The sequence below is a fragment of the Bacillus cereus group sp. N12 genome (genome assembly GCF_016483575.1).
GTDB classification, from domain to species: domain Bacteria; phylum Bacillota; class Bacilli; order Bacillales; family Bacillaceae_G; genus Bacillus_A; species Bacillus_A toyonensis.
This window is the reverse complement of record NZ_JAEHBO010000125.1, coordinates 1-9053: the sequence shown is the minus strand read 5'-3', so window position 1 is coordinate 9053 and position 9053 is coordinate 1. Positions and strand designations below refer to the sequence as shown.

Genomic DNA, 9053 nt, shown 5'->3' with positions numbered 1-9053 from the left:
ACGCGAGCTGGGTTCAGAACGTCGTGAGACAGTTCGGTCCCTATCCGTCGTGGGCGTAGGAAATTTGAGAGGAGCTGTCCTTAGTACGAGAGGACCGGGATGGACGCACCGCTGGTGTACCAGTTGTTCTGCCAAGGGCATAGCTGGGTAGCTATGTGCGGAAGGGATAAGTGCTGAAAGCATCTAAGCATGAAGCCCCCCTCAAGATGAGATTTCCCATAGCGTAAGCTAGTAAGATCCCTGAAAGATGATCAGGTTGATAGGTTCGAGGTGGAAGCATGGTGACATGTGGAGCTGACGAATACTAATAGATCGAGGACTTAACCATATAATATGTAGCAATGTTATCTAGTTTTGAAGGAATATGCCTTCATAGTTTGGTGATGATGGCAGAGAGGTCACACCCGTTCCCATACCGAACACGGAAGTTAAGCTCTCTAGCGCCGATGGTAGTTGGGACCTTGTCCCTGTGAGAGTAGGACGTCGCCAAGCAAGCTTAAGACGAGTCAGAATGACTCGTCTTTTTTGTATGCTTTCATACCTCTATCGATTGCCTTTTTAACCGCTTCTAAATAGGAAAATCCATATTTTTGATCTGGTTCTAAGTAGGTTCCTTCTGCCCATTCGTTCCACGCATTGATAAATAAAAACTCACTGTTATAAACAGAGTAAGTACGATGAATTTGCTTACTTAAATAGATTGCGAACTTTTCAGGAGTAGAACCTATAAAAATACTGCTATTTGAATTTTTGCGTCGTGCAGTGTTATCCCAATCAACGAAAGCTCCAGGGAATGTTTTTTTCTTTGGAGGAGATCGTTTTAATATATACATCCATACTTTATCGTAGTCCCAAGCATTTAATTGCATACCAGACTCATATATTGTTTTATTTATGTCTGAAGAGCTATCATGGGCAATTGTATAAAATGGTTCAAACTGAATGCTAGCATCGAACCCATTTATATCAGGGAGTGGAAAACTGTTTAATGTTTCTGTAAAGTATATACCTTTTAAACCGTTTTCTCGTGCTAATGCATTCCAATAATTAAGCATTTTTTCACAATCAGGAATATGTCCCGGGCGATAAATAATGAATAGAGGTTTATCATCTATACGAATATATCTTTTATCTTGGAACGCTTGTAATAAATATTCAAAGTGCTTTTTCCAATCTGATACATCTCCATAATCTTGAGGCATTAATATATGTTTATCAAGACCATCCCAAGATTTTGTCCATGGCTCATTTGCCCAAGAAAGGCAAAATGGAAAATCTGGTTCCCCTATCTTAAGTACCTCATTAAAAGGTGTTTCTAATAGCCTCTTACCTTTAAACCAGTAGTGATAATAACAAAAACCATATATACCGTATGCTTTCGCGATTTCTGCTTGCCATTTTCTTACGGATGGGGTAGTTAAGTCATAATAAAAATCTTGATAAGGTTCCCTAGGTTGATAATGTCCTGAAAATAAAGGTTGTGCATTTTTAGTATTCGTCCATTCAGTAAAACCTTTACCCCACCAGCGATCATTTTCTTTTATTTGATGAAATTGTGGTAAGTAAAAAGCGATTATTTTCAAGTTATATCCCCCTTATGTTCTTCGAAGTTCAAGTGGTGGGAAGTTACTTTTGATTTTGTGGAGCAAGTTTAAAACGAGAGATTTTATATTCTCTTACTGTTTTTGTATGCTACGTATTGGATTTAGTTTTATAGTTTGCTTAATACGAGAGTCTTGGGTGCTCTCATATATATGTCTGAAATAAAAAGTATCATTCATCATGAAATTAAGCGGATTACTATGAACGAAAGAAGTTAATCTTTCTGGAGAACAAATAGGGCCTGTGGTAACCGGTTTACATCATCAAAAAAATCCCGCAGTTTTAGATACTTCTCATAATGCTTTTTAATATAGGTCATAGGTATAACAGTTTCTCCATAAAAGCTGCTATCTCTAACATCTCCTGCACCAGTAGGACTGTGTACAAAATTCCCATGTTCATAATCCGAGATAGCGCGATGTATATCTGGAAAAGCCTGAGATAAAGTTTTATGCCATCCTGTTTGAATTAATTCAGGGTGTTCCTTGAATTGTTGACAAAAATCGAGAAAATATCGTGCCTGTGTTGTTGCGATGAAGATTCCACCTGGACGCAGAATTCTTGAAAATTCTTTTATCCAATTTTCTGCAGTTTCTTCGGATAAATGTGAGAATACAGAATAAGCAAATATGATGTCTAATGAATTGTCACGAATAAATTCTACAGGAGGTTGTGGGCTTGCGGTTTTATATATCCCTCTTCCTAATGTTTCATTGCAAAGAGTAATCATGAAGGGGTCTACATCAATCCCAAGCAGATTTTCATCCCGAACATCTTTGAACAAGAAGCGTATAATTCGTCCCCAACCGCAACCAAAGTCTAAAACTTTACTGTCTTTATTCAAGGGAACCCCTAAATTTTGAGCGTATGTTTTTATATGACTATAAAACAAATATGCTTCATATAGGGCGTGTTCATAGGAAGCACCTACAAATTGTTTTTGGATTTCTTCAGGGGGGAACAAAGGTACGGGTACACCGTTTATTGTTGTTTCTGAGCAACTTTGTATAAATAGATCTAGAAGTTCAACGTCAGATAATGGACTAACAAGGTTATCAAAATCACTTCCTAACTTAAAATTATTCATTTGTTAAACCTCCAAATTACATAATGATAAAATTTATTTACGATTTTTTTGTACTAATAAAAACATGCAAAAATTCAGCATCTAACCCTAATGATCTATCCTTTTGTAAATAAACAGTAGTATACATATTTGCCTGTGTGTAAATATATTCAATCATATCTAGCCCCCAATCAAATGTTACTAAAGACCCATTCTCATCGATAGGGTTTCCATGATAAATGGGCTCTTCAATATGCTCAATTACTTCTTTATTCACTCTTGCTCTTTGCACAGTCTTCGTGAGTGTATGATACCAAGGGACAGTAAATACATGAGCACCACCAGGTTTTAATACTCGTTCTATTTCTTTAAATGCCTTGTTTGGCGTCATGACATGTTCAAAAACATCTTGAGTAATGAATAAATCAAAAGATTCACTGGGGAAGGTCATGTCTTCTAAATTTTCACATCTAATTCCTTGAAAGTATTGGCCGAGAGGATAGTTTTTAAAGTATTGAGAATATGTATAGTTTTTACAGTTTTTTATTAGTAGCTGAGTTGTAATTCCTCCAGGAGAGGATTCGTGGATATTATAGGAATTCCATTTTGGAAAAAATGTATTTAAAACATGGATTAAAGCTCGCTGCCTTGGTATAGATTGGCATGTAGAACATAAGTAATGATCTCTAAGCCAATCATTATGTTCTATAAATGTAGTTTCCTTCTCGCAAATAACGCAGTACCCAGTATTGTGTTTCAAATTGTCTTCCACATGACATCACTCCTGTTTTAAATGCAATGTGTTGATGGATAGTATGACACACTTCAACAATCAAAGGAATCAAAGAGAGTGGCTGAAAATTAGGAAACTCATACAAGTACGATTGATAGAAGGGGATAACCAGCTGAGGGATAACCAGCTGAGGGATAATCTCGCGCGAATTACAGTGTCAATTTATGCTATGCGAGACATTCGCTTTTATTCATTGAAGAATGTATAGACTTAAAATATCCCTTTCTTGTATGGATACATTTCAAAGTCCTGTGCATATATTTCTGTAACTAAATCCATAGTTTCTTTATCGTAAAAGCTTTTATATGTTGGAAATCGGGGGAAGGCTTCATCTGTAATGCTAAGTTCTGCATAGCTGCCTTCATACATCATCTTATGAGTGCGATGATGATCTGAATTCGTAAGTATGGCTAGGTCGGACTTAATTAAACTGTATTCGTCTTCTATTTTGGGAATTTGCTTATTAAAATCTTCTAAAGGTATGTAGCGTTGGATGAAGGCTTCTTCCCCCTGAACATATTGCTGACTAAAATGTATATCCATTACTAGGGAGTTGGGACCAAGTGCTTGAACGTAATATAAAAATTGTTTAAATGATATTCCTTCATTACTATATTTGTCATTATAAAAACATTTTCGGATACTTTCCCATTGTGGGCTAGCATATGGATTGTCAGCAAGTAATAGAAATGAGCTAACGGCCCTTGTATAGGGATTTCGTACGAGTTTACAAACATCTTTTTTCCCTTTTAGAAGAACATTTTGTAACTCAGGTATGTAATTTTCTTTGTTTTTGTATACCCAGAACTCATAGTAATGAATAAAGTCATTGTATTTCTTTGCTTCAGTATATAATCCAATTTGAAAAAAGAACCAATTAGCTAATGCGGTGCATCCGCTTCTATGACTCCAAAATAGTATAAGGGGAAAGTCTTTATGGAAGTGTGGAATTCGATCTTTATGTAGAATTACATGGTTTAAAAGTTTTTGATTTATATTTTTCATGAGTTCTGTACTCCTTTTTCGAGAGTTTTGTGTATGTAGAAGCATCTTTAAATGGAATACACGAGTGGAAATATAGGAAGAGAAGGTTGATTTTTTATTAATAAACTATATTCATGGGGGTGAGTAAATATTATAAGTGTTTTTTCGGACATTTTAGATAAGATAGTGATTCTAAAATGAAAATATAAAATAAAGATAATGAAAATGTATAAGGGGCATACAATTACAAGAGGATGAATAATAACAATGATCGAGTTCATGTATTTGCATTTCTAGGTGTGAAGAGTAAAAAAATTGCTTACTAGAGAGAGGATATTATGAGGAAGAATAATTATTTAATAGTAGGTGGAAATAGTTTCATTGGTATTAACCTCACGTTAGGTTTATTAGAACAGGGGCAAAATGTAAAAGTATTTTCCAGGCATATAAATAATTTCCCTCGAAATATTATAAATGAAGTTGAATTTATTAAAGGTGATTTAGAAAATGTTGAAGATATATATAAAGCTTTAGTGAATGTGGATATTATTATTTATTTAGCTGCGACGTCTAATGTAGCAACTTCCATCGAAGATATTTTTGGGGATATTAACAGTAGCCTTTTTTTTCTTAATTTCATGGAAAGTGTTAAAGATTTTCGTATTAAAAAAATTGTATTAGCATCTTCAGGGGGTACAGTTTATGGGGAACCTGAATATTTGCCTATTGATGAGAAGCATCCGTTGAAACCACTTTCTCCATATGGAATCACAAAAGTTTCGCTTGAGAATTATTTGTATTTTTATAAGCGAAACTACGGCATCGACTATGTTGTATGTAGATACTCTAATCCATATGGGAAATATCAAAATCCTTTAAAGAAAGTTGGGGCAATAAATTGTTTTTTGTACCAACATCTTAGTAATGAAAGGATTAATATATACGGGAATCCACAAGAGATTATTAGAGATTATATTTATATCGATGATTTAGTTGAAATTACTATACAACTATCACAATTAAATCGATTGAAATCTTGTGTATATAATATAGGAAGTGGCAAAGGTCTTTCTTTAAAACGAATTATAGTGGAATTGGAGAAAATAACAGAAAGAAAAGTAGACTTTATCTGTTATAAACCAAAACAAGAAAATGTTCAAAAAATCATTTTAAATATAGATAAGGTGAGACAAGAATTTAATTGGGAACCTAAAATAGATTTCAAAAGTGGAATTAGATTAAATAAGTTATGGATTGAAGAGTTCTTATATAGTAAAAAATAATAAACCATGCTCTACTTATATAAGCAGAGCATGGTTTATTATTTTACTTCTTTTTTTATTACCCAAAGATCTTGATGATCCCACCAAAACCCTTCAGTGTATTTTTTAATGATAGGGTTATAGGGTAATAACTTAATTTTGTCACACACGTAAGAGGGGCTAACTATCGTTTGGCCATATTGGTTAACATCTAAATCAAATTGTTCACTAGAAGGAAGGAACCAATAGCCTTGTTCATTTAAATTTGGAAATCCAAAGTATTTTTTACTTTGATACCCATGGGTGGTGAAAATGAATAAACCACCAGGTGAAACAGCACTATACAATGTTTGAAGCCAACGAAACCAAGTTGTATCAGGCATATGAGAAAAAAAGGATAAACAAAAAACAATATCGTACGTAGAAGTTTCCAATTTTAAATGTTCAGGTTCAGGGTGAGATAATATAGAAGAATGATTTAATGTGTTTTCAATAAAAGTAATAGCTTCTTCATGTATATCACAAGCAGTTATACTCAAGTTTGCTTGTAGATTTAATAAATGGCGTGTTACGCAGCCATATCCAGATGCAAATTCTAATAATTTAATTGGATTGTCTGCAGTAGGATAAAAGGAAGTAATTAAGTCTAAGAGTATTTGTGCTGATTTTTGTCCATCTTTAAAATAATAATCTATCGCTTCTTTTTTAGAAGGAAAGACTGGATTAGTGACAAGGAACTGAAAAATGTGATCCTCAGGATGGATATTTGCGTTTACATTGTAGTTGTTTGCGATTTGAGAAATTAAGTTTTTATTTTCCTCTATAAATGCTTTCAAAGAGTATTCCCCCTAAATAATAGTAGCGTCTTATAAAAATGCGGATAGTAAATAAAGTTCAAGGTTAAATGTTCAAGTATGTTTTTAGGTATTTTCTATATGTATACATCTTCATTTTAGAAATATCGTCGATAGTAAAGTTCTTTTTAATGAAATTCTGCATTTGTACAACTTCATTATAATGAGAATATGAATCTTCTGTTTTCGTTACACTATTTGTATGTCGTCTATGATAGTTTAGGGACTTTGGATTAAAGTGAATATGTCCCTCTTGCAGGATGGAAACATAGAAAAACCAATCACCAGCAATTTTAAATTTTGCTAGTTGTTTTTCTGTGTTTTTTATATCTATGTTTTTAAACACTACACTTGAGACATTAGGTATAGTGTTTTTAATAAGTAACGTATCTTGTATTTCATCTATGCCTTTTCGAAAATAGGGGGTTTTCCATTTTTCTTTATCGATATCATTTGTGTAATTTAAATAATGATCAGCTATTACATTTCCTTGTTCGTCTATTTGTTTTGATTGTGTGTAGCTTAAGGTAACCTTGTTATTTATATGAAATCCTTGTATCACCTCTTGTAAAAATGTCTTCTCACATAAGTCATCTGATTCTGCGATCCAAATATAATCACCGGTTGCTGCGGAGACTCCTTTTATCCATTGTTTAAATACAGAACCAGAGTTTTTTTCGTTAATAATTCGTTGAACTTTCAGATGAGGCTTATTTTCTTTTGAGAGCAGCTTTTCAAATGTTGATACGCTATTGTCAGTAGAGGCGTCGTCTAGGAAAATTAGTTCGTAAAGGGGGTAGGTTTGGTTTAATATTGATCTGACTCGGTCAGGTAAGTAGTGTTCATAATTATAGTTTGGTACAATTACACTTATTTTTTTGTAATTATGTTCGAGAAGCGCTAATAATTGATAAATGTAATTAAGAAAATTAAAGTTTTTTTCAATGAGCTCTTGGCCAAAGCTCCCCTTTTGTAAGCGTAACTCTTCATCTCCAATAAGTTCATATATTCTTTCGACCATTTTTGGTAAGTTTAAAAAGTCTACTAAGGCACCGGTTTTTTCTGTAACAACATCCTCAAAACCTCCAGCATTTTTAAAACCTATAACAGGAACCTTTGTATCTAATGCTTCTAAAACAACATTTGGAAAAGGGTCTTCCCTTGAGGTTAATAAATATAAATCAGCCCCGGCATTATATAAACCGATATCTGGAGTAGGATCAACTAATGTGAAATGTGCTTTATATCTTGGTGATAGAGTATCCATAAGGTGAACATCTGTTCTCCCTACCCAAATAAAATGAATATTAGTATGAACCTTTCTTACTGAGTAAGCAATAAATGAGAATAAATCTATTCCTTTTCGATAATCGGCGAAACCTACACCTAAAATAATTTTACTATCTAGAGGCAGGTTGAGTTTTTTGCGTAATTCATTTCTAGCCACTGTAATATTATTCTTATAAGGATTGTGGTTAAATAAACCTTGAGGGAGAATGTGACATTTTTGATGATCTAATTGCGTGATTGTAAGGAATTTTTCATATACGTATTGTGAAGGGAAGACAATTTTGTAAGCAGATTCAGCAATGTTTCTAGCTTTTCCTTCGGCAGAGTACTGTTGTATTAAATGCGGTAATTCATGTATTAACGAAATAACTTTTATATTGTGCCTAGCTAGTAATGCAACCATATCACCACTTATGACCGTACTGCATATGGCAATGGTATAGTCTTGTGATAATAAAGTCTTTATTAATAATTCGACCGTTTCTTCCGTGGGGTAGTCTTCCTCTAAGCAATAAACAGGACCATATTTTTGAAAATCGGGGATTAAAATGCCTGATCCAATAGAAATAATTGCGACGGAGTAATCGAAGTTTTCTTTAAGAGCTTTAATAGTATGTAAAGAAAGCAGCTGTGCTCCGTGGAAATGGGCATCATGGGATACATAAATGATTTTCTTATTAACATGCATTTCATAACGCCTCCTAAGTTTATTAGATTTCTTTACCTTTCTATCGACTTAGTAAAGGAAAAGAAGATAAGGAAGTATTTTATTTATAATCCCCCTAGAGATAAGCGAGAGGGGAAAATGGTAATTTTAGATCGGGTGCACTACTACCCTTAATATATATTTACTTAGCCTGACATTCATTCTTTAGAAAAGTATTAGTATTAAGCTAAAGGTTATAAATTGCCGATTATTAATTTAACTAAAGGAGTTTTAGAATCTCTAGGGATGGATTAGAAATTAAGAGGTTTATAATTTATAAAATAAAAAACATAAAAGGTATTGACGATTAAGGGTTAGAAGTGTAATATAGAACAAGTCGCCGATGCAATAACGCAGAAAACGACAAACGAAATAAAAAACTTAGTTGACATCGAAACATGAAGATGTTAACATAAGGGAGTCGCAAATGAGCGACCAAGTAGTTCTTTGAAAACTGAACGAAACAAACAACGTGAAACGTCAATTTTTATTTTTA

7 protein-coding genes and 2 rRNA genes are annotated in these 9053 nt (G+C 33.6%); 3 read left to right on the top strand and 6 right to left on the bottom strand.

Annotation, left to right across the window (positions count from 1 at the left end):
• Both JDS92_RS28480 and rrf read left to right on the top strand, forming a co-directional pair.
• Positions 1-328, top strand: a 23S ribosomal RNA gene (locus JDS92_RS28480); the annotation flags it as partial.
• Positions 329-376: 48 nt separating this feature from the next.
• Positions 377-492 (top strand): 5S ribosomal RNA (gene rrf / locus JDS92_RS28475).
• Positions 493-506: 14 nt separating this feature from the next.
• Here rrf and JDS92_RS28470 read toward each other — a convergent pair.
• From JDS92_RS28470 to JDS92_RS28455, 4 genes are all read right to left on the bottom strand, one after another.
• Positions 507-1583 carry a glycosyltransferase WbsX family protein gene (locus JDS92_RS28470; RefSeq protein ID WP_097959377.1) on the bottom strand — a complete coding sequence of 359 codons (1077 nt, stop codon included), beginning with the start codon at positions 1581-1583 and terminating at the stop codon, positions 507-509.
• A 233-nt stretch (positions 1584-1816) separates the two neighbouring features.
• Positions 1817-2689, bottom strand: coding sequence for a class I SAM-dependent methyltransferase (locus JDS92_RS28465; RefSeq protein WP_098712056.1), 873 nt, complete (start codon positions 2687-2689; stop codon positions 1817-1819).
• A gap of 37 nt (positions 2690-2726) precedes the next feature.
• Positions 2727-3440: a class I SAM-dependent methyltransferase gene (locus JDS92_RS28460; RefSeq protein WP_000389968.1), complete on the bottom strand. Its 714-nt coding sequence runs from the start codon at positions 3438-3440 to the stop codon at positions 2727-2729.
• Between the two features lie 231 nt (positions 3441-3671).
• Positions 3672-4466, bottom strand: coding sequence for a sulfotransferase family 2 domain-containing protein (locus JDS92_RS28455; protein ID WP_097959379.1), 795 nt, complete (start codon positions 4464-4466; stop codon positions 3672-3674).
• Between the two features lie 317 nt (positions 4467-4783).
• On the opposite strand from JDS92_RS28455, the gene JDS92_RS28450 reads away from it, so the two are divergent.
• Complete coding sequence (locus JDS92_RS28450; RefSeq protein ID WP_001230836.1) at positions 4784-5728, top strand: NAD-dependent epimerase/dehydratase family protein; 945 nt, start codon at positions 4784-4786, stop codon at positions 5726-5728.
• 38 nt (positions 5729-5766) lie between these two features.
• Here JDS92_RS28450 and JDS92_RS28445 read toward each other — a convergent pair whose 3' ends face one another.
• Together JDS92_RS28445 and JDS92_RS28440 are read right to left on the bottom strand one after the other, a co-directional pair.
• Positions 5767-6543: a class I SAM-dependent methyltransferase gene (locus JDS92_RS28445; protein ID WP_097959380.1), complete on the bottom strand. Its 777-nt coding sequence runs from the start codon at positions 6541-6543 to the stop codon at positions 5767-5769.
• A 64-nt stretch (positions 6544-6607) separates the two neighbouring features.
• Entirely contained in the window at positions 6608-8539 is a 1932-nt protein-coding gene (locus JDS92_RS28440) for a glycosyltransferase (RefSeq protein WP_097959381.1), read from the bottom strand.
• Positions 8540-9053: the final 514 nt, after the last annotated feature.